This is a genomic window from Longispora fulva, from assembly GCF_015751905.1.
GTDB classification, from domain to species: Bacteria; Actinomycetota; Actinomycetes; order Mycobacteriales; family Micromonosporaceae; genus Longispora; species Longispora fulva.
The window spans coordinates 1,581,747-1,603,927 of record NZ_JADOUF010000001.1; the positions used below are offsets into that span (position 1 = coordinate 1,581,747).

General features: G+C 74.5%; 16 protein-coding genes and 1 pseudogene. 5 read left to right on the forward strand and 12 right to left on the reverse strand.

What is annotated here, in order from left to right; genetic code table 11:
- Positions 1–467 precede the first annotated feature (467 nt).
- Positions 468–1,025: a response regulator transcription factor gene (locus IW245_RS06895; RefSeq protein WP_197002356.1), complete on the forward strand. Its 558-nt coding sequence runs from the start codon at positions 468–470 to the stop codon at positions 1,023–1,025.
- A gap of 114 nt (positions 1,026–1,139) precedes the next feature.
- Here the strand turns inward: IW245_RS06895 and IW245_RS06900 are convergent, their stop codons facing one another.
- The 5 genes from IW245_RS06900 to IW245_RS06920 all read right to left on the reverse strand — a co-directional run bounded on the left by IW245_RS06900 (position 1,140) and on the right by IW245_RS06920 (position 8,315).
- Complete coding sequence (locus IW245_RS06900; protein WP_197002357.1) at positions 1,140–2,828, reverse strand: ATP-binding cassette domain-containing protein; 1,689 nt, start codon at positions 2,826–2,828, stop codon at positions 1,140–1,142.
- On the reverse strand, positions 2,825–4,657 hold the full coding sequence (locus IW245_RS06905) for an ABC transporter transmembrane domain-containing protein (protein ID WP_197002358.1): 1,833 nt from the start codon (positions 4,655–4,657) through the stop codon (positions 2,825–2,827). Before IW245_RS06905 ends, IW245_RS06900 begins: the two co-directional genes overlap by 4 nt.
- A gap of 75 nt (positions 4,658–4,732) precedes the next feature.
- Positions 4,733–4,849, reverse strand: coding sequence for a SapB/AmfS family lanthipeptide (locus IW245_RS06910; RefSeq protein WP_197002359.1), 117 nt, complete (start codon positions 4,847–4,849; stop codon positions 4,733–4,735).
- A gap of 22 nt (positions 4,850–4,871) precedes the next feature.
- A complete protein-coding gene (gene lanKC / locus IW245_RS06915; RefSeq protein WP_197002360.1) occupies positions 4,872–7,439 on the reverse strand; it encodes a class III lanthionine synthetase LanKC in 2,568 nt (855 codons plus the stop codon).
- 186 nt (positions 7,440–7,625) lie between these two features.
- Complete coding sequence (locus IW245_RS06920; RefSeq protein ID WP_197002361.1) at positions 7,626–8,315, reverse strand: SDR family oxidoreductase; 690 nt, start codon at positions 8,313–8,315, stop codon at positions 7,626–7,628.
- Positions 8,316–8,397: 82 nt separating this feature from the next.
- Between IW245_RS06920 and IW245_RS06925 the strand changes: the two genes are divergently transcribed.
- Together IW245_RS06925 and IW245_RS06930 are read left to right on the forward strand one after the other, a co-directional pair.
- A complete protein-coding gene (locus IW245_RS06925) occupies positions 8,398–9,261 on the forward strand; it encodes an SMP-30/gluconolactonase/LRE family protein (RefSeq protein WP_197002362.1) in 864 nt (287 codons plus the stop codon).
- Positions 9,262–9,270: 9 nt separating this feature from the next.
- Positions 9,271–10,386: a M24 family metallopeptidase gene (locus IW245_RS06930; protein ID WP_197002363.1), complete on the forward strand. Its 1,116-nt coding sequence runs from the start codon at positions 9,271–9,273 to the stop codon at positions 10,384–10,386.
- On the opposite strand, the gene IW245_RS06935 is transcribed toward IW245_RS06930, so the two are convergent.
- The 4 genes from IW245_RS06935 to IW245_RS40375 are packed head-to-tail and all read right to left on the reverse strand — an operon-like array spanning position 10,358 to position 15,203.
- A complete protein-coding gene (locus IW245_RS06935) occupies positions 10,358–11,698 on the reverse strand; it encodes an NAD(P)/FAD-dependent oxidoreductase (RefSeq protein WP_197002364.1) in 1,341 nt (446 codons plus the stop codon). The two genes, IW245_RS06930 and IW245_RS06935, sit on opposite strands and share 29 nt — an antisense overlap.
- A 9-nt stretch (positions 11,699–11,707) precedes the next feature.
- Entirely contained in the window at positions 11,708–12,643 is a 936-nt protein-coding gene (locus IW245_RS06940) for a TolB-like translocation protein (protein ID WP_197002365.1), read from the reverse strand.
- The gene (locus IW245_RS06945) at positions 12,640–13,836 is read right to left on the reverse strand and encodes an MFS transporter (protein WP_197002366.1); all 1,197 of its coding nucleotides are present in this window, start codon (positions 13,834–13,836) and stop codon (positions 12,640–12,642) included. The genes IW245_RS06940 and IW245_RS06945 overlap by 4 nt, the downstream gene beginning before the upstream one ends.
- The gene (locus tag IW245_RS40375; protein ID WP_233472574.1) at positions 13,836–15,203 is read right to left on the reverse strand and encodes a discoidin domain-containing protein; all 1,368 of its coding nucleotides are present in this window, start codon (positions 15,201–15,203) and stop codon (positions 13,836–13,838) included. The genes IW245_RS06945 and IW245_RS40375 overlap by 1 nt, the downstream gene beginning before the upstream one ends.
- Before the next feature lie 296 nt (positions 15,204–15,499).
- Here IW245_RS40375 and IW245_RS06955 point away from each other — a divergent pair, with 296 nt between their 5' ends.
- Positions 15,500–16,603 carry a golvesin C-terminal-like domain-containing protein gene (locus tag IW245_RS06955; protein ID WP_197002367.1) on the forward strand — a complete coding sequence of 368 codons (1,104 nt, stop codon included), beginning with the start codon at positions 15,500–15,502 and terminating at the stop codon, positions 16,601–16,603.
- A 37-nt stretch (positions 16,604–16,640) separates the two neighbouring features.
- Here IW245_RS06955 and IW245_RS06960 read toward each other — a convergent pair whose 3' ends face one another.
- Both IW245_RS06960 and IW245_RS06965 read right to left on the reverse strand, forming a co-directional pair.
- Complete coding sequence (locus IW245_RS06960; RefSeq protein ID WP_197002368.1) at positions 16,641–18,605, reverse strand: AfsR/SARP family transcriptional regulator; 1,965 nt, start codon at positions 18,603–18,605, stop codon at positions 16,641–16,643.
- 202 nt (positions 18,606–18,807) lie between these two features.
- A pseudogene (locus IW245_RS06965) lies at positions 18,808–20,975 on the reverse strand (ATP-dependent RNA helicase).
- Positions 20,976–21,114: 139 nt separating this feature from the next.
- Between IW245_RS06965 and IW245_RS06970 the strand changes: the two are divergent.
- Positions 21,115–21,501, forward strand: a complete 387-nt coding sequence (locus IW245_RS06970) for a VOC family protein (RefSeq protein ID WP_197002369.1) — start codon at positions 21,115–21,117, stop codon at positions 21,499–21,501.
- 8 nt (positions 21,502–21,509) lie between these two features.
- Here IW245_RS06970 and IW245_RS06975 read toward each other — a convergent pair whose 3' ends face one another.
- On the reverse strand, positions 21,510–22,115 hold the full coding sequence (locus IW245_RS06975; RefSeq protein ID WP_197002370.1) for a TetR/AcrR family transcriptional regulator: 606 nt from the start codon (positions 22,113–22,115) through the stop codon (positions 21,510–21,512).
- Positions 22,116–22,181: the final 66 nt, after the last annotated feature.

Genomic DNA, 22,181 nt, shown 5'->3' on the forward strand with positions numbered 1-22,181 from the left:
ACTCCTTGTTTGGTACGGTCGCGTCTCTGGTAACACGTCTCGAACCGCTCTTCGCAGCGGTTCTTTTTTGTTGCACGAACTTCCCAGTATACCCATGCCCGTCGCCCGGGGTGGCGTCGCCGGCCGACCCGGCTACTGGGCGACCCGCGACGGCGGGGACGTGCGTCCCGGCTCGGGACCCGTGGCAGATGTCGCGGAGAACCCGACGGCAGCGGCCGGTCACCCGCACCTGGTAGCCGCCCTCGAGGCGGGGCGTCGCGCGCCTGGCGCCCACATCGCCCCAGCTCCCAGGCTTACGCTCCGTCAAACCTCCCGAGGTGGTCGGATAGTCGACAATCGACTGATTGCTATGCCTTGGCTACGCTGGGAATCGGGAGACTCGCCACGGGGAGTAACGGACTGGGGGATCGTTGATTCGTACGGTGCTCGGACACGAGAGAGCGCTCTGGCGGGGAGCACTGAGAGCGATGCTCGCCCGGGAGCGCGATCTGATCGTGGTGGCCGAGGTGGGGCGCGGCGAGGATCTTCTGACCGTCGCCCTCCGTGAGCGGCCCGAGGTCGTGGTGCTCGACATCGCGCTCCCCGGCACCGTCGAGGTCGACGAGCTGTGCGTGACGCTCTGCGAGGAGTTACCCGACGCCGGGATCCTCGTCCTGGTCGACCGGCGGACCTCGGCGGCCATCGGGCCCGAACTCACCCGGCTCGCGCCCCGGGTCGGCTTCCTCGCCACCGACTCCTCGCCCCGCCAGCTCGTGGACGGTATCCGGGAACTCGCCCGGGGCAAGCCGGTGCTCGACATCGACATCGCCGTCGCCGCCCTGTCCGCGGAGAACAACCCGCTGACCAGCCGGGAACGCGAGGTGCTCCGCAAGGCCGTGGACGGCGCGCCGGCCGGGGAGATCGCCGCGGAGCTGTTCCTGAGTACCGGCACGGTGCGCAACTACCTGTCCAGCGCGGTGTCGAAGACCGGCGGCCGCAACCGGATCGAGGCCATCCGGATCGCCCAGGACGCCGGCTGGGTCTGACCACCGGCCCGACGGCGGGTCGGGCCCGCCACGGTCGTCGGGTCGCCTGCGCCGGGTGGGTCGATGCGGCCCGGCCGCCGCTGTGGGAGGTGTCGATCCCGTCCGTTGTCCGGTTCAGGGGGCCGGCTGGGTCTGGCCGGCCCGCCAGTGCCCGAGGAGTTCGCGGTACAGCGGGGACGCCGCCAGCACCGTGTCGTGGTCCCCGACCGCGGCGGTCACCCCGTCGAGGACCAGCACCCGGCGGGCCCGCGACGCGGAGCTGATCCGGTGCGCGATCACCACCACGGTCCCGCCGCGCGCCGCGAACGCCTCCTCCGCCCGGCGCTCCGCCTCCGCGTCGAGGTGGCAGGTGGCCTCGTCGAGGACGACGACGGGCGCGTCGGCCAGGTACGCCCGGACCAGGGCGAGCAGCTGGCGTTCCCCGGCGGACAGGCTGGCGGGGGACAGGAGGGCGGAGTAGCCGCCGAGGCGGGCCAGTAACGCGTCTGCGCCGAGCGCGGCCACCGCGTCGTCGAGCAGGGGGGCGCTGGCGTCGGGGCGCAGGTAGCGCAGGTTCTCCCCGACGGTGCCGGTGAAGACGTACGCCTCCTGGGGGATCAGGACCCGCTGGTCGGTCCGCAAGGCCGTGACGGTGCCGGCGTCGGGGGCGCGCAGACCGCAGAGCAGGCCGGCCAGCGTGGACTTCCCGATCCCGCTCGGGCCGACGACGGCGAGGTGGTCACCCTCGGGGATGTCGAGGTCCAGGTCGCGCAGCACGGGTTCGGAGTGCGGCCCGTAGGCGAACGTGACGCCGCGCAGCCGGATCCCGCCCTCCCGCACGGAACCCGGGCCGGCCGGGCGCGGCGTGGACCCACTGTCCGGAGTGGACGTGTGGCCGGCGTCCAGGATCCGGCCCAGGGTGACCACGAACCGCAGGCCGCCGCCGCCCAGCCCGTTCACCAGCGCGCCCAGCGCCGGCTGCAGCCCGACCAGCACGTACGTCAGCGCGCCGAGCAGCGCGCCGGCCGTCAGGCCCCGCCCCACCAGCCACGGCCCGGCCGCGAGCAGCACCAGCAGCGGACCCCACCCGCCCACGGCGAGACACAGGGTCCGCAGCGCGCCGACCCGGGCCAGCGCCAGCTCGGCCGCCGCCTGCTCGGCCACCGGGCGGCCGACCAGCGCCGCCGCGTGGTCCTCGGCGCCGACCCCTGTGACGTCGCGCAACCCGGCGAGCACGGCACCGGCGGCGCCGGCCAGCCGCTCGTCGGAACGGACGTACGCGCGCTGCCGGCCGGTCGCCACGCCCAGGGTGGCCAGGAACGCGCCGAGTCCGAGCAGGAACGGCGGCCCGACCAGCACCCCGACCACCGGCGCGGTGGAGGCCAGGCCGACGGTCGCCCCCACGGCGGTGACGACGAAGCCGCGCACGACGACGACCAGGCCGGCGTACGTGTCGCGGACGATCTCCACCTGGTGGGTCAGCCGGGCCACGGCCCCGTCGTCGGGGCGGCCGGCGACGCCCCGGCGCAGCGCTCCGCGCACCACGTGCCGGACGAGGTCGTCGCGGAACGGCTCGACCAGGTCCCCGAGCCGCCGGTACACCTGTCGGGCCCCGAGCGCGCCGACCCCGGCGGCCCCCAGGAGTGCGGCGAGCCAGGCGAGCCCGACGAGCGGCCGGCCGGCGAGGAAACCGGCGTCCACGGCCCGGGCCACGGCCAGGCCGGACAGGGCCGCGGGCACCGCCTCGGGCACCGACCAGGCGAGGAACGCCGCCGTGGGCCGGCGCCGCAGCGCCGCTAGCGCGTACCGCACCTCGCGCCTCACGTCGGGAACACCGCCCGGTAGCCGGGGTCCGACCACAGGGCGTCATGCGGGCCGACGCCCCGGACCCGGCCGTCCTCCAGCCACACGACGAGATCCGCCCGGGCCGCCGTGGACACGCGGTGGGTGACGATCAGACGGGTACGGTGCCCGTGGTCCTCGGTGAGCGTCCGACTGATCCGCATCTCGGTGACCATGTCCAGGCTGGACGTCGCGTCGTCGAGGACGAGGAGCCGGCCGGCGTGCCAGGCCCGGGCCAGGCCGAGCCGCTGGGCCTCGCCGCCGGACATCGGGGCGTCGGCGAGCGCCGTGCCGTAGCCCCGGGGGAGCCGGGTAACGAAGTCGTGGGAACTGGTGGCGTGGGTCGCGGCGAGGACCCGGGCCGGGCCACGGCCCATGCCGACGGCGTCGGCGACGGTGTCCCCGACGAGGACGGGCCGCTCGAACGCGCTGGCGACAGCCGCCCGCAGGGCGGAGTGCCGCAGCTCGGGGAGTGGCACGCCGTCGAGGAGCACGGTGCCGGAGTCCGGGTCGCGCAGCCGGGCGGCGAGCGCGGCCAGGACCGACTTGCCGGCCCCCGACCGGCCGACGACCGCCACGGCCGAGCCCCCGGGCACGTCCACGGTGATCCCGTCGAGGACCATCCGAGGCCCTGACGACCGGTCCACCAACGAGTCCACCCCGCTCGGCCCGGCCCCGCTCGGCCCGGCCCCGCTCGGCCCGGAACCCGAAGGCGCGGTGCTGGACGGCGCGAAGCGGGACGCGGCGGAGTCACGTCGTGTGGACGCGGACGGCGGGGGCGGGGTGTCCGCGCGCACCGTGACGTCGACGAACTGGAGGCGGCCCGGGCCGGGGGGCAGGTCGCGTGCGCCGTGGGTCGCCGGGGTGAGCGTGAGGACCTCCTCCAGCCGGGCGGCCCCGGCCCGCGCCCGGGCCAGGCGGCCGAGGAGTCCGGTGAGCCCGCCGAGGCCGGCGCCCTGCACGGCGTACTGGCCCGCGGCGAACAGGTCGCCCGCCGTGATCCGGCCTGCGGCGAGGGCCAGGCCCCCGGTGGCCAGGACGGCGACGAGGACCAGGGGGCCGACGAGCGCGCCCTGGGCAGCGGTGCCGGCCAGGACGTGCCAGGCGCGTACCCCGTGCCGGCGCAGCTCGACCAACGGTCCCAGCACCCGGGTCTCCTCCCGGTGTGCGGTGCCGGCCGCGGCGATCGTGCGGGCCCCGGCGAGGGCTTCGGCGAGCCGGCCGGCGATCCGGCCCTGGGCCTCCTGGTAGAGCCGGGCGGCCTCCGTGGTGCGCCGGGTGAACGTGCGCAGGACGAGTGCGACGAGGCCCAGCCCGGCGAGGAACGCCCCGGCCAGCCACGGGTCGAGCACGGCGAGGAGGACGAGGCTGCCGGCCGGGGGCAGCACGGCCGCGACCAGCAGCACGAGCGCGGGGCCGGCGTGCGCGGCCGAGGCTGCGCCGGAGGACACCCGGGTCACCAGGTCGCCGGGCGCGAACGGCCGGGCCGGCCCGGGGCCGAGGTCGAGGACGTGCCGGACCAGGCGGCGGCGGAGCCTGGCCGTGGTGTCGGCGACGGAGGCCGCGCCGGCGTAGCCGCCGACGAGGTCGCAGGCGACGACCACCGCGACGGCGAGCGCGGCCCAGCCGACCCATGACAGTCCGCGCGGAGACCTGTTCCCGCCGGCGACCAGGCCGTCGACCGCCAGACCCAGAACCCAGGGCAGCGCGAGCCGGGCGGCGCCCGCGCCGATCGCGGTCACCGCGACCAGCGACAGCCAGCCCGCACCGGCTCCCGCCCTGCGAGCCGCACCTCCGACCCCCACTGGCATCTAGACTCCTCGATACGGGCCGTGGCCCCGGGCGAGCGACAATCGCCCGGGGCCACGGTCGGGTGCGCGGTGGTGCTAGTCGCAGAGCAGCACGCTGAGGCCGCTCTCGCCGCACAGCGCGACGCTCAGGTTGCTGCCGCCGTGGCCGTGCTCGGGGGCGGTGGTCAGGCCCTGCAGGTCGAGAAGTGTCATCGGATTCTCCTTCGAGGGATTCTCAGTGACCCGCGCCGGTCGGCGCGGGGGTCTGTGGGGCCGGCGCCGGGCGCGGCCAGGGGGAGAGCAGAGGCGCGTGCACGGGCTCGTCGTGCAGGACGGCGCCGAGGGCGAGCAGCACGCCGGCCGTGCCGGTGGCCAGGTCCATCGACAGCCGCAGCAGCGCGGTGCCCGGGAAGGCCGTCCCGCCGCCGTGCGGCAGCGCGTGCCAGTCGAGGCCGCGCACCTGCCGGGCGACGTCCGGGTCGGTCCGCGGGTCCGGCGACCGGCCGGCCAGGTAGAGCAGGATCCCGGCCCGACCGGTGAAGAGGCCCGGCAGGACGTACATCGGGGAGCGGGCCGCCAGCGCCACGCCCCGGCTGGCCGCGGCGAACTCCTCGTCGGCGCGCCGGGCCAGGTACCCGTCGAGCACCAGCCCGATCCCCACGCTGCCCACGTCGAGGTACGGGTTCGTCCGCCACCCCTCGTCGACCTCCAGCACCCCGGAGGGCCGCACGGAGCACCGCGCGAGGTCCTGGCGCAGGGCCGTGGCCGCGTGGTCGAGATACCCGGTGTCCCCGGTGTCGTCGTAGGCCCGCAGGAACAGCAGCGCCCGGCCGGCCCCGCCGCGCATCAGCCCGACCCCGGAACCGGCCCGGCCCCCGGCGGCCCGGTCCGCGACGAGCTCCGCCGCCCGGTGCGCCACCGCCCGCAGCGACGGCTCCCCGGTCCGGTCGGCGAGGTGCAACAGGTTCAGGCCGACGCCGGCGAGGCCGCCGAACAGGTCGGCGGGCAGTCGTTCCCAGTGTTCGCGGAGGAAGACGTCGACGGCGTCGAGCGCCTCCTGGCGGTACCCGAGGTGGTCCAGGGTGAACGCCGCGCCGTGCAGGCCGTCGTACAGGCCCAGGCGGGTGCCCGGCGCCGGGGTGCGGACCCGGCGGACCAGCCAGTCCTCGCACCGCTGGTGGCGGCCGGCGCCGGTCGCCGACAGCGCGTGCAGCACTCCGGCCGCGCCGTACGCCAGGCCCAGGCCGCCCACCTCGAACTGCCCGATGTCGCCGGGGAACAGCCGGTCGTCGCGCTCCGGGGTCGCGCTGGCCACGATGGACCGGGCGAGGTCGGCGCGCAGGGTCGGCCAGCCGGCCGGGTCGGGTTCGATCCGGGCCAGGGGCGCCACCGGCAGCCCGGGCGGGGCGATCACCTCGACGGCGCGGGCGAGGAACGTCGGCGGTACCGGGAAATGGTCCTGGATGATCTCGGCGTGCCGCCGGGCCTTGGGCCGGTGCAGCCACAGGAGGTTCGTCATCGGCAGGAACAGGGCGAGGCGCAGGCAGGCCAGGGAGTACAGGTCCAGGTCGACGCCGGTGACGCCGCGCGGGGCCGCGAAGCCCTGATTGCCGAGGCCGGCGCGGGTGGAGTCCTCCACGAAGGACGCCACCTCGAAGTCCAGCAGGGTCACCGGACCGTCGCCGACCAGCACGTTGAACAGGTGCAGGTCGCCGTAGACCACGCCCCGGGCGTGCACGGCGGCCAGGGTCTCGGAGACCTGCCGGTGCACGTCCATGGCCCAGTCGGTGTAGCGGGCCCGGTCCCCGGCGTCGGCCGTCGGGTCGATCAGGGGGTAGCGCCGGACGATCTCGGAGCTGAGCACCGTGCCCTCGACGTACTCCATCACCAGGAACCGGTGCTCGCCGAGCGTGAACAGGTCGTGCGCGCGCGGGATCCCTGGGATGCCGTCGAGCCGGCGGAGCATCGCGTACTCGTGCTCCACCCGGCGGACCGCGTCGTGTCCCCAGGCGTCCAGCCCCGAGTGCGGCCGGCCCTCCTTGAGCACCACCCGCGCGCCGGTCCGGGCGTCCAGCCCGGTGTAGACGCCGCCGCCGTTGGAGAAGTGCAGCACCCCGTCGATCGTGTACGGCAGACCGGCGACCGTCACGGCGTCGCGCGCGGCCAGGTGCGGAGCGAGGAACCCGGGCAACGTGACCCAGTCCGGCACGTGGAACACGGGGTCGCGCCGGTCGGCCACGAGCGTGCCGTCGGGGGCGCTGATCGCCGGCACCAGCTCGCCGTCGTCGCCGACCAGGTGGCGGCGGGCGAAGGCGCCGTAACGCACGTGCAACGGCCCGTTCCCCCACCGCAGGTCGGTCAGGATGGTGGGATTGGGCTCCCCGTCGAGCAGGGCCCCGAGCTCGGTGAGGATCGTCTCGCACGCGGCGTCGTCGGCCGGGTACAGGGTGACGAGCTTGCCGCTGTGCCCGCGCGGCGCGTACTTCGACACCCGGGCGGTGAGCGCGGCCCGGGACCGGAGGAACTTGAACCCGATGCCCCGCGGCACGCAGTAGTCCCACACCGCGTCGAGGATCCGGTCGGCGTTGTCCCGGGTCGCCGAGGCGTGGATCTTCCAGCCCTGCGGCGGCAACGCGGCGTCGGGGCGGCGGAAGACCAGCCAGTCGTCCTGTTCGGCGCGGGACCAGCCGGCCGGCAACGGGCGGTCGGCGGTCGCGAAGGACTGTCCGGCGGTCGCCGCGGAGTGCAGGGCGTCGTAGAAGGTCCGGTCCGCCAAGCAGTAACTCTCGTACCGTTCTGCCATGCCGCGCCCCGATCCGATCGGCGGTGTCAACGATTCCCATCTTTCGGGGGAATGGCGCGGCACAGTAGTGCGGTCCGTCATAGGGCGGATATGAATCGCTCACCGAAGATTCGTGGGTATTTCACGACCGCGAACGCGTTTAGAAACTCCTTCCGACGGTAACCTCCGCGACCATCCGCTGTGGACTCAGCGCAGTCCCGGTCGGACCGTCAGGTCGGTGACCTCCGCGTCCCGGGGCAGGTCGAGGGCCGCCATCACCGCCGAGGCGACGCTGTCGGGCTGGATCCACTCCTCCGGCACGTAGTCGGCGCCCTCCTGCAGGTGCACCTTCTCCTGCATCGCCGTCGCGGTCCGCCCCGGGTACACGCTCGTGACCCGTACCCCGTTGCCGTGCTCCTCGGCGCGCAGGGCGTCGGCGAGGGCGCGCAGGCCGAACTTGCTCGCCGCGTACGCGCCCCAGCCGGCGTGCGCGGCGAGCCCGGCCCCGGAGTTGACGAGCACCACGTGGCCGGCCGCCGCGCGCAGCGCCGGCAGCGTCAGCCGGGTCAACTCCGCCGGTCCGGCCAGGTTCACCGCGAACATCGTCTGCCAGATCTCCGGATCCAGGTCGCCCACCGGGCCCAGCTCCACCGCTCCGGCGCAGTGCACGAGCGCGTCGAGCCGGTCGGGCAGCAGGCCGGCCAGTTCGGCGGCGAGCTCCGTCGGCCGGCCCACGTCGGCGACGAGGACCTCGGTGCCGGGGAACTCCTTGGCCAGCGCGTCGAGCGCCGCCCCGTCCCGGCCGAGCAGGAAGAGCCTGTCCCCCCGGTCGTGCAGTCGTTGTGCGATGACCTTGCCGATACCGCCGGTGGCCCCGGTGAGCAGTGAGTTCGCCATGGACCCCATGATGCCAGCCGGCCCGGTCGGGTCCCTGGCAACTCCGTGGCAGTTGTCGGGCGCGCCGGCTAATGTCCCGACCATGATCGACACCTACGTCCTGCCCGGCGACGGACTCTTCCCCGAGGGCATCACCGAGGACCCCGACGGCCGCACCTTCTACGTGTCCAGTTCCCGGAAGGGCACCCTTTTCCGGGGTACCACCGACCGGGCCGACCTTGAGGTCTGGCAGCCGGCCGGCGCCGACGGCCGGACCGGTGCGCTCGGCATGACGGTCGACGGGCACGGCCGGCTGCTGGTCTGCGGGTTCCGCACCGGCCACCTGTTCGCCTACGACCTGGCCACCGGCGAACTGGTCGCGCGGCGGACCGTGCCGGGGGACAAGGTCCTGCTCAACGACATCGTGGTGGCGGGCGGGCACGCCTACGTCACCGACTCCGAGCGCCCCGTGCTGTGGCGGTGGCCGGTGGGCGCGGAGATCGGCGAGCTGGAGGAGTGGCTGACGGTGCCGGACCCCGGCGCGCTGCCGTACCTCAACGGGATCGTCGCCGTGCACGACGGCGCGACGCTCCTGGTCGCGGCCCAGGGCACCGAGGTGCTGTGGCGGATCGACGTGGCCACCGGCGCGGCCGAGCGCGTGGAACTGGGCGGCCCGCTGGCCGCCGACGGCATGGTCGTGGCGGACGGCGCGCTGTTCACCTGCGACAACGTCGAGCTGCCCGACGGCACGGTGGAGTACGCGGTCAGCCAGGTGGCACTGTCCGCCGACGCGCGCACGGGGAAGGTGACGCGGCGCTGGGTGCGGTCGGCGGCGGACACCCCGACCACGATCGCGTACCTGGGCGGCCGGATCCTGCAGGTCAACTCGCAGTTCGGTGCCGAGCGGGCCGGCACCGCCACCACCCCGTTCACTGTTAGGGCCCTGGACGTGACCGACAGTCACTAGGCTGGCGGCGTGACCCACGACGCCGAGCTGTACCCGGCCGACCGGCTCGACCGGGCCCGCACGGCCGCCGTCGCCGCCGGGTACGACGCGCTGCTGATCTCGCCGGGCCCGGACCTGCGCTACCTGACCGGGTACGACGCCCAGCCCCTCGAACGCCTCACCTGCCTGGTCGTGCCGGCCGGCGGCGAGGCGTTCCTCGTCGTGCCCCAGCTGGAGCGGCCGGCCGCCGCGGCGTCGCCGGTCGGCGGGCTGGGGATCGAGATCGCCGGCTGGGCGGAGACCGACGACCCGTTCCAGCTGGTCGCGGCCCGGTTGCCGGCCGGACTGGGCCGGGTGGCCGTGGACAACCACATGTGGGCGGAGAAGGTGATGGCCTTCCGGGGCGCGCTGCCCGGGGTCGACCAGGGCCTGGCCGGCGACGTGCTCAGCGGGCTGCGGATCCGCAAGTCCGCGGCCGAGGTGGCCGCGCTGCGCCGGGCCGGGGCGGCCATCGACCGGGTGCACTCCCGGATGGCCGACTGGCTGCGCGCCGGCCGCACCGAGCGGGAGGTGGCCCGCGACATCGCCGAGGCCATCCTCGCCGAGGGGCACGCGCGGGTGGACTTCGTGATCGTCGCGTCCGGCCCGAACGGGGCCAGCCCGCACCACGAGGTGTCCGACCGGGTGGTCGCCGACGGCGACCCGGTGGTGGTGGACATCGGCGGCACCATGCCCGACGGGTACTGCTCGGACTCCACCCGCACCTACGCCGTCGGCCGGCCGCCGGACGACTTCACCGACTACTACGACGTGCTGCTGCGTGCCCAGACCGCCCAGACCGCCGCTGTGCGGCCCGGGGTGACGGCCGAGGTGCTCGACGCGATCGGCCGGGACATCATCGACACCGCCGGCTACGGGAAGAACTTCATCCACCGCACCGGCCACGGCATCGGCCTCCAGACGCACGAGGAGCCGTACATCGTGGCCGGCTCGACGCTGCCGCTGGAGCCGGGGATGGCGTTCTCCGTGGAGCCCGGCATCTACCTGCCGGGCCGCCACGGGGCGCGGATCGAGGACATCGTGGTGTGCACGGAGACCGGCGGCGAACGCCTCAACGTCACCGGGCGGGATCTGGCGCTGCTGTAGCCCGCCGGGCGCCGAAGAGCACCTTCCACACCATTTTCGGGGTACGCAGCGCCTCCGGCCCCTCGATCAGGTGCTGCACGGCCGTGAACGTCCGGCGCACCTCGGGATCGGTCTGCGCGGCGATCTGGATCCGCCGCGAGTACCAGTTGAGCAGTCCGATGCCCTTCGGTCGGGGCCCCTGGGTCTGCGGGTAGGCGAAGTCCCCGCCCACCGCGAACTGCCACGGGGTGGAGATCACCGCTGCGGCCCGCTGGTAGAAGGCCGTGGTCAGTTCCGCGTCCACCTCCGCGCGCCCGTCGAGGAGTTCGCCGAGCGCGACGGCCTCCAGGGTCGCGCAGGTCATGCCCTGGCCGTAGATCGGGTTGAAGCTGCAGATCGCGTCGCCGAGGGCCACGTACCCGGCGGGCACCGATGTCAGGTCCTCGAAGTGCCGGCGCCGGCTGGACGGAAACCCGTGGTAGGCGATGTCCCCGAGCGGCGCGCACCGCTCCAGCAGGCCCGCGATGTCCGGGTGCGGCAGGGACCGGATGTGCTCGTCGAACCCGGCCTCGTCCTTCGGGTACGCCCCGTGCCAGCCGCCCACGGTCACCAGCCACCGGTCGCCCTCGACGGGCAGCGCCAGGCCGACCCTGCTCTCCTCGGGCGCGGACGGCACCACGAACACGGCCTGACCGGCGGCGAGATCGCCGGGCTTGCGGGTGAAGAACCGGGTCGCGTACCCCACGCCGACCTTGACCTCGGTGACCGTCGGGGCGTCGAAGCCCAGCGCGCCGAGCCACCGGTCCGAGCGCGAGCCCCGCCCGGAGCAGTCGACGACGAGGTCCGCGCCGACGGTCTCGCCGGTGTCCAGGACGACGCCGGTGACCTTGCCGTCCGCGCCGACCAGGTCGGAGGCCGCCACCCCGTCGCGGATCTCCACAGTGGGCAGCCGTGCCACCCGGCGGCGCAGGGCCAGCTCCAGCAGCGGCCGGCTGAACGTGACGAGCCGCAGCCCGATCGGGATCCGCTCCCAGGTCGCCCCGAACCGGTGGAACGTCAGGTCCAGCCCCGGGTCGAACTCGCTGGCCCCGTCGGCGACCAGCTCGGCCATCAGGCCCGGGAACTGCTCCTCCAGGGCCTGCTGTCCGGCCACGAGGAGCACGTGCCCGTGGCCGCTCTGCGGCACCCCCTTGCGGGGCGTGGCCGTGTCCGGCAGGCCGTCGCGGTCCAGGACGAGGACCCGGGCGAACCGGGGCGCGAGGGCGCGGGCGGCGGCGAGGCCGGCGATGCCCGCGCCGATCACGACGGCTGACTGGTGCGAAGGCGTTCCCATCCCTGCATGTTAGGCGTTTGGTCCGTTGTGCGGTGCGGGGGAGGACCCGTCGACCAGTCGGGTCGGGGCGCCGGAGCCGTCGGCGGGCACCGTCCACACCGTACCGGCGCGGCCGTAGCCCACGGTGGCGTCGTCGAACCAGACCGCCTGGTCGTCGACCTCGGCCGACTCCGCGAGGGGGTGCTCGGCCATCGTGGACAGGTCGAGGACGTACAGTCGCCAGCCGGTGCCGACCCGCTTCTTGAAGGCCAGGCGACCGCCGTCCGGGGACAGCGACGGGCACTCGACGTTCTCCCGCACCGTCCGCGCGCTCCACTCGGCGAAGTCACCGCGCACCAGGTACGTCCTGCCCCTGCTGGCCAAGGTCGCGTAGAACGTGTTGTCGTCGGCGGCGAAGGTGACGCCCCAGACGTTGATGTCGGGCGCGTGGTAGCGCTCGCCGTCGACGTACAGCTGCAGGTTCTCGATGTTGACGACGAAGGTGCCGGTACGGGCGTCCAGGATTCCGGTGGCCGTGGAGAACGTGCCGGACGCGGCGTAGGAGTCCCCGGTGGTGAAGGTCGTCCAGGACAGGAACCGACCGGTGGGCGACACCTGGGCCCGGCTCGGGATGCCGGGCAACTGCAGCCGGCGGGTCTCCCGCAGGTGCCCGTCGAGGACGATCCCGGTGGTGGTCGGCACGGCCCCGGGGGTCGCCACCAGGCACAGTCCGGTGCCGGCCGCCGCCGAGAACCGGTCGCACGCCCGGTCGCCGGTGGTGACCTGGCCGTCGGGGCTGCGGGCCGTCACCCGCCCGTCGGGTGCCCGGAACAGCAGCGCGCGGGCGTCGAGGGTCAGCGCCGCGCCTGTGGCCGTGACCCGGCGCGCGGAGTGCAGGGTGTACCCGACCGCGACGGCGACCAGCACCACCGCCGCGACCAGCGTGATCCACAGTCGAGCCTTCACGAGTCCTCCTTCGGCAACAACAACGGCGCGGCCACCAGCGCGCACGCCAGCCCGACGGCGGCCACCGCCAGGGCAGCGGTCATGCCCCACCCGGTCCACGCGGCGCCGAACAGCACCGACGAGCCCAGCCGGGCCAGGGCCTGTGCGGTCTGCACCTTGGCGAGGGTCCCGGTCCGCCGCGCCGGGTCCGACAGCGGCCCGGCGAGGGCCATCAGGACCCCGTCGGTCGCGGCGTAGAACACGCCGTGCAGGGCGAGGGCCGCCACGAGCAGGGTCGCCCCGGCGATGGGTGACAGCAGCAGGGCGTACACGGCCGCCAACGCCCCGTGCCCCGCGAGGAACACGAGCCGTCGGCCGTACCGGTCGGCCAGCATCCCGGCGGGCACGGCCAGAGCCAGGTACAACCCGGCGGTGCCGAGCGGCAGCAGCGGGAAGTACCCGTCGGGCAGCGCGAGCCGGTCGCGGAGCACCAGGTAGACGAACGGGTCGGCGACCGTGACGACCCCCAGCAGCGCGGCGGTCAGGCAGATCCGCCGCACGGCGGGCCCGGCCGTGCCGCGCGCGACGACGGCGCGGGCGACCCGGGGCGCCTCGTGGACGAACAGCACCAGCAGCAGCACCCCGAACGCGCCGATCCCGCCGCTGACCACGAACACGGCGTCGTACCCGCCGGACGCGACGGCGAGGATCCCGAACGCGACCAGCGGCCCGAGGAGCGCCCCGGCCGTGTCCATGGCCCGGTGCACGCCGAACGCCTGGCCGAGAGCCCCGGCCGGCGAGCTGAGCGTGATCAGCGCGTCGCGGGGCGCGGTGCGGATGCCCTTGCCGGCCCGGTCGACGACCAGCGCGCCTACCAGCCACGGCACGGTGCCGACCAGGAAACCGAGCCGGGCGAACGCGGACAGCCCGTAGCCGAGGCCGGCGACGAGCTTGTGCCGCTGCCAGCGGTCGGCCGCGTGCCCGCCGGCGAGGCGGACCAGGGCGGTGACCCCGCCGTACAGGCCGTCGAGGAAGCCGAACTGCAGCGGACTGAGCCCGAGGCCCAGGACCAGGTACAGCGGCAGGACGGCGGTGACCATCTCGGACGACACGTCGGTGACCAGGCTGACCGTGCCGAGTACGAGCACGGTGCCGGCCACCCGTCGCCCGGACCGGGACGCGACGCGCGCGTCCCGGTCGAGGGTGACGTACATCAGTGGCAGGTGTACGTCGGGCTGGTGTCCAGCACGCTGTTGTCCACGCCGATCAGCTGCGAGCTGAACGCGTTGTCCGAGAACGTCAGCTTGAGCACCCCGAACTTGCCGGTGATCCGCTTGAGGCTGTTGGGCTGCACGTTCACGATCGGGTACGGGTTCGCCCCGCCCATCCCGCCGAGGATCTCCACCGGCCCCTTCGGGTCGGACTGGGCGGTGGGCGACTGCGGGCCGAACCGCTCGTAGTGGTGGTCGTGGCCGTTGAGGATCAGGTCGGTGCCGGCCGTGTACAACGTGTCCCAGACCGGCTTGCTCACCGGGTCGTTGCCGTGGTCGCCGGAGCTGAACAGTGGGTGGTGCCAGTACGCGGCCACGCAGCCCTTGGAGTTCGCGGCCAGGTCGGCCTTGAGCCAGGCGAGCTGCGCCGCGTTGTCGAACAGGTTGGAGTCCAGGGCGAGGAAGTGCCAGTTGCCCTCGTCGTAGCTGTAGTAGCTCTTGCCCTGCGGGAACGCGATCGCGCCGAAGTAGCCCTTGTAGCCGACTTCGAACCCGGCCGGGTCGTAGGTCTCGTGGTTGCCCGGGGCCGGCTTCGTCTTCGCCTTGAACGCGCCCCAGGTGGTGTCGTAGTAGGCGCGGAAGTCCGACAGGCGCGCGTCGTCGTACTGGTTGTCACCCATCGTGATGACGAACTTCGGGTTCATCCCGGCCACGACCTGGGCCGTCTTCGGGTGCTGACAGCTCGAGGTCGACGCCGTGCACTGCTCGGCGATGTCCCCGGCCGCCGCGACGACGAAGGAGCCGCCCGGGCTCGCGGTGGGGCTGGGGCTGGGACTCGAGCTCGGGCTCGCCGAAGGGCTCACCGACGGGCTCGGCGACGGGCCGGGGCCGCCGGGGGTGCCGTACACCTCGACCTCGTGCAGGGAGTAGCCGTAGGAGGTGCCGCGCTGGGTGCCGGTGACCCGGACGTACCGGCCGGCCCCGGTCAGGCCGGTCAGGTCGTCGGTGCCACCGTTGCCGGCGGTCGTGGTGTAGATCCGGGTCCAGTTCGTGCCGTCGTTGGAGACGTCGAACTGGTACTTCTTCGCGTAGGCGGCCTCCCAGACCAGCTTGATCCTGGACACGGCGGACACCGCGCCCAGGTCCACCTGGATCCACTCGGGATCGTGGCCCTCGCGGGAGGCCCAGCGGGTGCTGGTGCTCCCGTCGAAGGCCTTGTCGGCCGAGTAGGACGAGGTCTCCACGGAGGAGGCCGTGGCCGGCTTGTTCCTCGACAGCAGCGGATCGGCCGCCTGGGCGGCGGTGACCCCGACGCCGAGCAGGGCCGCGACGAGGGCGATCGGGATGACGGTATGGCGTAAACGGAACACGTCTGCCTCCTGGGCAGGGAAACACGGGCGGGCGTCCCCACCGTCCTCAGGGGGAGGGCGGTGGCTCGGCGGGCGCGCGTGCGCCAGCCGACGGCCGGGTCAGTGCTTCTTACTGAGCGCGTCACCTCGCAGTGGGGAGGCCGCGCCGAGCCGCTGGATCGATCACAGCGGATCATGCGGGTGTTTGTCAAGCAACCTAACTATCTATTGGCACCCTTGAGGTCATTCAAGATCGCTGATACAAAGGGAGCGCTGCGCGGGACGGCCATCCGTCCCTACTCCTCCGTGGAGGAAACATGTCCGACCCCTCGACGCCGCGCCGTGCCCTGACCGGATCCGCCCTGTCCCGCCGGACCGTGTTCCGGGGCGCCGTCGCCCTCGGTGCCGGCGCGGCGCTCGGTGGCCTGGAGCTCTCCGGGGCCGCGTCGGCCGCCGTCACCGTGCCCACCATCGCCAGCTGCGCCTCCTGGGGCGCCCGCCCGCCGGCCGACCCGCTGACCGAGATCACCACGGACCCCAACAAGATCCTGATCCACCACACCGCCACCCCGAACGTCACCGACTACTCCCAGGCGCACGCCTACGCCCTGGCCCGCTCCATCCAGAACTTCCACATGGACGACAACCACTGGTCCGACACCGGCCAGCACTTCACGGTCAGCCGCGGCGGGTACGCGACCGAGGGCCGCCACTTCAGCCTCGCCCACCTGACCAGCGGCGCCGGCATGGTCGTCGGCGCGCACTGCACGGGGCAGAACAACCAGGCGATCGGGATCGAGAACGAGGGCACCTACACCTCGACCACCCCCACCACGGCTCAGTGGGCCAAGCTCGTGGACCTGTGCGCGTACATCTGCGAGCGGTACGACCTCGCGCCGACGAAGATCTACGGACACCGCGACTACCTGAACACCAGCTGCCCGGGCGACGCCTTCTACGCCCAGCTGCCCCAGCTGCGCCTGGACGTCGCGGCGAAGCTCAACGGCACGCCGCCGTTCTCCGTGGTCGTCGACAACTCCGCCGCCGGGTTCCGGGCGTCGGCGGCGTGGGACACCTCCAGCTTCTCCGCCCAGCGCTACGGCGCCGACTACCGGTTCGCCACCCCGGTCGGATCCAGCGACGCCGCCTACTACGCGGCGACGCTGCCCGCCGCGGCGAACTACAAGGTGGAGACCTGGTACCCGGCCGACGCCGGCTACAACGCCGCCACGCCGTTCGTGGTGTTCGCCTCCGGCGGCAACCGGACGGTCAACGTCAACCAGCAGGCCAACGGGGGAGGGTGGCGCGACCTGGGCACCTACCCGTTCGGAGCGGGCGCCCGCGACGTCGTGGCCGTGAGCCGTTGGACGTCGGGGACCCAGTACGTGATCGCCGACGCGGTCCGGATCACCCGGGTCTGACACCCGCCGCCGGACCCGGGACACCTCCCGGGTCCGGCTAGGAGTCCACCGTCGACTGCAACCGCAGAGCTTCCGACGTGTACGCCGCCGCCAACGCGTTCGTGTGCAGCTCGCCCAGCCGGCGCGCCGTGCGGGCCTGTGCCCGCCGGTCCCCGATCCGCTCGAAGATCTCCCAGGCCCGGGTCAGCCGCGCCACCGCCCCCACCGTCCGGTCGAATCCGGCGAGGTCGGTCAGGCAGTACGCCTCGCCGTGCGCGTCCCCGAGCGCCGCGAACCCCTCCAACGCCGCCCCCATCGCCGCCAGCGCCCCGGCCCGGTCCCCGGACCGCAGCCGGACGACGCCGAGCTGGTGGGTCAGGTGCGCGGTGCGGTGCGCGTCGTCGACCTCCCCGGCCAGCCGCAGGCCGGTGAGCAGCGCGTCGGCCGCCGCGCGCAGGTCGCCGCCGGCCAGCGCGACCGCGCCGAGTGCCCCGTGCACGTACGCCTGGCCGTGCCGGTCGCCGTCGGCGGAGTAGAACGCCAGGGACCGCCCGAGGCAGTCGCGGGCCTCGTCGAGTTCGCCCCGGATCCGGTGCACGGCGCCCAGCCCCGCGCACGCGCCGGCCTCGCCGCGCGGGTTGCCGAGCCGCGCGTACAGCAGCCGGGACCGGCCGAACGCCTCCGTCGCCGCCCCGTACCGGTCCCGGTACAGGTGCACCTGCCCCAGGTCGCGCAGCGTGACCGCCTCGCCGAGCAGGTCACCGGCCCGCCGGCACGCCGCGTGCGCGGCCCGGGTCGTGCGCTCCCAGTCCGTGGTCCGCCCCACCAGGTCGCACCACGGCACGAGGGCGTGCGCGAGCTCCCACGCCAGATCCGGGTACCCGGCGCGCGCGGCCAGCCCGACGGCCGCGACCAGCGAGTCCCGCTCGGCCGTGAACCAGGCCACCGGGTCGGCCGTGAGCACGTCGCCCCCGGGCACCGGCCAGCGCTGCGCGACCAGCGCCCCCGGACCGAACACCCGCACCGGCAGCGTGCGGGCCGCCCGGTCGGCGAGGGCCAGGTAGCCGCCGAGGACCCGGCGGACGGCCGCGTCGTCGGGGACCCCCGGCAGGTCCGGGGCGAGCAGTCCGACGAGGACGGGCAGGGCGAGCCGGGGCTGGCCGAGGGCGTCGACGCCGTGGTCGCGTACCAGTCGACGGGTGTGCAGGGTTTCCAGCACCGACCGCCAGGAGGTGCGGTCGGCCAGCGCCCCGACCACCCAGCCGGGCACCGGCCCGAGCCCGAGCCGGGCCAGGCCGCGCAGCACCCCGGCCGCCTCGCCGTCCAGCCGCGCCGCCCCGGCGAGCCCCGGCACCTCGTCGCGGAGCAACAGCGACCGGTGCAGGGCCCGCAGCGCCTCGCCCGGCTCGACGCCCAGCTCCTCGGCCAGGGCGCGCCGGGCCCGGACGTAGGCGGCCAGGGCCTCGGCGCGCCGCCCGGTGGCCTCCAACGCCGTCATCAACAGCAGCCACGAGTCCTCGCGCAGCGGATCCTCGGCGACCAGGGCCCGCAGATCCTCCAGCCGGCCCGCCGGGTCGGCGGCGGCCCCGGCCTGCCGCACGGACCGCCACCGCTCCACCAGCCGGTCCACCTCTGCGGCCCACAGCGGGGACTGCGGCAGGTTCTCCACCGGGAATCCGCGCCACAGCCGCAGCGATCCGGGGTCGTCCGCGTCGAACCGGGCAGCGTCCAGCTCGCCGTCGCCCAGTTGGAGCCGGTACCCCGGTGGCCGCCGGTGCAGCCGGTCGTCGCCGAGCAGGCCGCGCAGGTAGCTGACATAGGTGTGCACATTGGCCACGGCGGAACGCGGCGGCCCGTCCGGCCAGAGCACCTCGACCGCGTGGTCCACGGACACGGTCCGGCCGTGGTGCAGGGCGAGGGTGGCCAGCAGCTGCCGGGGCTTGCGGCCCTCGACGGTAACCGTAACCCCGTCGCGGACCAGTTCCAAAGGGCCGAGGATCCGCAGTTCGAAGCCGTCCGACATCGACACATCACCCACGATTCAAGATCGATGGGGCTGAGCCTAGCGGTGGCCGATCTTCCGGACCAGTGCCGTGTGGAGGGAATCTGTAGCGGCCCTGGAGGACCGGACAGCAGGCTGGGCGCGCCCCCGCGCAGCAGCGGAACCCGCGCGAAAGGAGCCCTTCGTGGGGCCCGCCGTCCCCCGTCGGCGGGCCCGCGGCACGTCACTTCCGGGGCGTCACCCGGCGGGTCGGCGGTGCCGTCGTCGGGTCCTCCGGCCACGGATGCCGCGGATAGCGCCCCCGCAACTCACCCCTCACCTGCGGGTACGCGTTCCGCCAGAACGACGGCAGGTCGCCGGTGACCGCGACCGGCCGCCCGGCGGGGGACAGCAGGTGCAGGACCACCGGCACCCGACCCTCGGCCACCGTCGGCGACGCGGCCCAGCCGAACACCTCCTGCACCTTCACGGCGAGCACCGGGGCCGCCGGGTCGGCGTAGTCGAGCCGGACCATCGATCCACTGGGGACGGCGAGCCGCTCCGGCACCACCTGGTCGAGGCGGGCGGCCTGTGCCCACGGCACCAGGCGGCGCAGCGCCGAGGCCACGTCGGTCCGGGCGAGCTGGGCCCGCCGGACGGCCTTGCGCAGCTCCGGTCCGAGCCACTCGGCGGCCCGGTCGAGCAGCGTCGCGTCGTCCACGGCCGGCCACGGTTCCCCCAGCGCGCGGTGGCAGCAGGCGAGCCGGTCCCGCAGTCCCCGGGCCGTCGGCGACCAGTCGAGCAGGCCCAGGCCCTCCCTGCGCAGTCCGGTGAGCAGCGCATCGGCGACCAGTTCCCGGTCGGGCGCCGTCAGCGGGCGTTCCACCAGGACGATCGCGCCCAGGCGCTCCACCTGGCGGGCGAGGACGTCGCCGTCGGTCCAGGTGACCTGCTCCTCGGTGCGCACCATCGGGCCGCCCAGCTCGCGGGCGGTCGCCTCGTCGAGCGGGGCGGCCAGCCGGATCCTGGCGGACGCGCGGCCGGTGGGCCGGTCCGCGGTGGCCACGGCGAGCCACGGCAGGCCGGTGAGCGGGGAGCCTTCGGCGAGTTCGGCGCCGGTGCCGCCGGCCATCAGGTACTCGCGGCCGCCGGCCCGGCGCAGCTTCGCCAGCCGCTCGGGGAACGCGAGCCCCACGACGATCCCGGCCGCCGTCTCGTCGGGGATCCAACCCTGTCCGGCGGCTGGTTCCCGGCCGCCGTGGATGCCGCTGCCACGGGAGGCCTTGCCGCCCGGCGGGGTCGTGCTCCGGTCCGGCAGCAGCCGGCGGGTCTCGTCGCGCCAGCGGGCCGTCGCCGCCCGGTCCACATTGTCCCGCAGCCGCCGCCAGTCCGCCGCCAGGTCGTCGGTCGTGTGCGCCTCCTCCGTCAGCAGCGCCACCACCTCGGCCGCCGGCCGGTGACCAGCGCGCCCAACCCCCGGGCCAGGTCGATCCGGGGCGCACGGGCCAGGCCGGCGTCCACCACGATCCGCACCCCGGGCACGGTGAGGCTGCTCTCGGCCACGGCACTGGCGAGCACGACGCGGCGGCGGGTGCCGGGTCGCAGCACGGCGTCCTGGGTGCCGGCCCCCTGCCGCCCGTGCAACGTCAGCACCTCCACCGGCCCGCCGTAGGGGTCCGTGAGGCCCGACAGCCGGCCGGCGACGGCCGCGATCTCGCCGGCCCCGGGCAGGAAGACGAGCACGTCGCCCTCCGCCTCGCGCAGCGCCCGGCGCACGGTGGCCGCCACGTGGTCCAGGAGCCGCGGGTCGACCCGCAGCCCGTGCGGTGGCGGCAGCGGTCGGTCCGGGGGACACCACACGGTGGTGACCGGGTGCAGCGCCGCGTCGGCGGAGACCACCGGCCCGCCGACCACCCGGGCCAGCCGGTCCGCCTCTGCGGTCGCGGACGTCGCCAGCAGCCACAGGTCCGGGCGCAACGCCGCCCGGACGTCCACGGCGAACGCCAACGCCAGGTCGGTGTCCAGGTGCCGCTCGTGGCACTCGTCGAGCATCACGGCGCCGACCCCGGGCAGTTCGGGGTCGCGGGCGAGCCGGCGGACCAGTACCCCTGTGGTGACGACCTCGATCCGGGTCCGGGGGCCGACCCGGCGGTCGCCGCGCACCGCGTACCCGACGGTGTCGCCGACGTCCTCGCCCAGCAGGGCGGCCATCCGGCGCGCCGCGGCCCGGGCGGCCACCCGGCGGGGTTCGGCCACCACCACGGTGCCGGTGACGTGTTCGGCGAGGGCGAGGGGCACCACGGTCGTCTTGCCGGTGCCGGGCGGGGCGACCAGTACCCCCGCGTGGTGTTCGGCCAACACTGCGAGCAGCGACGGGAGCACGGCCCCGATGGGCAGATCGGTGCGCAGCATCCCGACAGCTTCGCACGGCCCGACGTCGACCCGGCCGGACTCCGCCCGGGCGTCGGTCACCGGGAACGTCCACCCGGCGTTTCATGATCGAACCCCGGCAACGGCCCCGGTGCGCGATGCGCCCGCTTACGATGCGAGCATGAGCGGAAAAGTAGTACATTTCGAGATTCCAGCCGACGATCTGGAACGCGCCCAGTCCTTCTACGCCGGAGCCTTCGGCTGGAACCTGGACCCGATGCCCGACTACGGCTACACCATGGTCCGCACGGTCGACACGGACGAACAGGGCATGCCCAAGGAACCCGGCGCCATCAACGGCGGCATGGCGAAACGGAAGGCTCCCCTGACGAGTCCGGTGCTGACCATCGACGTCGAGGACATCGACACGGCGCTGGAGAAGGTCACCGAGCTGGGCGGGAAGGTCCTGGAGGGCCGCCAGGAGGTGATGGGGATGGGGTTCACGGGCTACTTCGCCGACACCGAGGGCAATACGATCGGCCTCTGGCAGAACGCCACGCCCGCCTGACGGGTACGTCAGTCCTCAACCCGGCCGTAGATCGCCCTGCGCACGATCGTGACCAGGGTGTCCACCGTCTCGTCCGGGTCCGCGCCGCTGTCCCCGGCCAGCACGGCGTACTTCATCACCAGGAGGGTCCTGGCCAGGACGTCGGCGGGCGGCCCTGGCGGGGCGAGGCCGGCCGCGCGGTCCCGGGTGATTCGGGCACTGGCCTGGCGCACTCCGTCGGAGACCAGCCGCTCGCGGAGTTCAGCGAAGGCCGGTTCCGGGTCGGGGGCCGTCATGACCTGCCGGAGCAGCGCGCCGTGGGTCCGCCAAAGCCGGGCGCTCGTGGCCATGGTGCGGCGCAGCGACTCGACGCCCGAGCCCTGGCCGTCGAGCCACTCGGCGCTCTCGCGGTGCATCTCCTCGGCGATCTCACCCATCAGGTGGGTGACGACGGCGGCTAGGGAGTCGAAGTAGAAGTAGAACGACGAGCGGGAGATGCCCGCCGCGCGGGCGATCTCGTCGATCGTGATCTGGCGGAGCGGCTTGTCCTCGACCAGGCGCCGGGTGGCGGCGAGGATGTCGAGCTCGCGCTGGTCGCCCTTGCTCAGTCCGCGTCGCCGCCGTCCCGGTTCCATCCGGTCGATGCTACCCACGTTCTCGACACAGTGTCGACGATCACCGACGACAATAATCGACAGTGT

What these genes read in the sequence shown, in the direction of transcription:
- IW245_RS06960 (WP_197002368.1), bottom strand. Translation starts at nt 18,605, where the DNA reads ATGTCGGACGGCTTCGAACTGCGGATCCTCGGCCCTTTGGAACTGGTC.
- IW245_RS06895 (WP_197002356.1), top strand. Translation starts at nt 468, where the DNA reads ATGCTCGCCCGGGAGCGCGATCTGATCGTGGTGGCCGAGGTGGGGCGC.
- IW245_RS06945 (WP_197002366.1), bottom strand. Translation starts at nt 13,836, where the DNA reads ATGTACGTCACCCTCGACCGGGACGCGCGCGTCGCGTCCCGGTCCGGG.
- IW245_RS06905 (WP_197002358.1), bottom strand. Translation starts at nt 4,657, where the DNA reads ATGCCAGTGGGGGTCGGAGGTGCGGCTCGCAGGGCGGGAGCCGGTGCG.
- lanKC (WP_197002360.1), bottom strand. Translation starts at nt 7,439, where the DNA reads ATGGCAGAACGGTACGAGAGTTACTGCTTGGCGGACCGGACCTTCTAC.
- IW245_RS06970 (WP_197002369.1), top strand. Translation starts at nt 21,115, where the DNA reads ATGAGCGGAAAAGTAGTACATTTCGAGATTCCAGCCGACGATCTGGAA.
- IW245_RS06925 (WP_197002362.1), top strand. Translation starts at nt 8,398, where the DNA reads ATGATCGACACCTACGTCCTGCCCGGCGACGGACTCTTCCCCGAGGGC.
- IW245_RS06935 (WP_197002364.1), bottom strand. Translation starts at nt 11,698, where the DNA reads ATGGGAACGCCTTCGCACCAGTCAGCCGTCGTGATCGGCGCGGGCATC.
- IW245_RS06920 (WP_197002361.1), bottom strand. Translation starts at nt 8,315, where the DNA reads ATGGCGAACTCACTGCTCACCGGGGCCACCGGCGGTATCGGCAAGGTC.
- IW245_RS06910 (WP_197002359.1), bottom strand. Translation starts at nt 4,849, where the DNA reads ATGACACTTCTCGACCTGCAGGGCCTGACCACCGCCCCCGAGCACGGC.
- IW245_RS06975 (WP_197002370.1), bottom strand. Translation starts at nt 22,115, where the DNA reads ATGGAACCGGGACGGCGGCGACGCGGACTGAGCAAGGGCGACCAGCGC.
- IW245_RS06955 (WP_197002367.1), top strand. Translation starts at nt 15,500, where the DNA reads ATGTCCGACCCCTCGACGCCGCGCCGTGCCCTGACCGGATCCGCCCTG.